The sequence below is a fragment of the Sinorhizobium sp. GQ132 genome (assembly GCF_059758575.1).
The window spans coordinates 1-522 of record NZ_JCAXDX010000057.1 but is presented as its reverse complement, the minus strand read 5'-3'; the positions used below and the strand labels follow the sequence as shown (position 1 = coordinate 522).

The 522-nt window shown below is 58.6% G+C and carries 1 pseudogene; it reads right to left on the bottom strand.

Annotated elements, in window-relative coordinates:
- Positions 1–482, bottom strand: a pseudogene (locus tag AC6CIG_RS29695) (PhnA-like protein); the annotation flags it as partial.
- Between the last annotated feature and the right edge of the window lie 40 nt (positions 483–522).

Below are 522 nucleotides of genomic sequence, written 5' to 3'. Positions count from 1 at the left end.
GGTGCGGCGGCAGAGGTGACTGTGGCGGCAGTCTTGCCGACGCCCCCGATGATGCTACTCAGTCCGCTGAAGGCGCCACCCACCAACGCGCCGACGGAGGTGGTAAGGAGATAAAGAACGATTAATGTCGTGACGGCCCAACTCGTCAGCCCATGGTAACTTCCCGTCGTTTTGCTAGGGCGGCCGGAAACCCTGCTGGCGATATATCCGCCGACGAAGGCCGCAACTATGCCAGAGACGACGAACCAGAGACCGCCGGCGATCGAAAAAGTGCTTGGGTTTGGGTTATCGTTCGTTGTCGGATCGATCACGGCGGCTCCGATGCCGACGCCCAAGAGGTTCAGCAGAAATTGGACCGCAAGCGCGAGCGCGACGCCCGCAAGCACCGCTCCCCAAGAGATTTCGTTGATGACGGAATGTGCCGAGAGATCAGGAGCGTAAACGGTCTCGCGGGTTTGATGAACGGCGACAGGATCGCTCATGATGGTGTTCCTCCCTTTTATGCAACTTGTCTAAACTAAG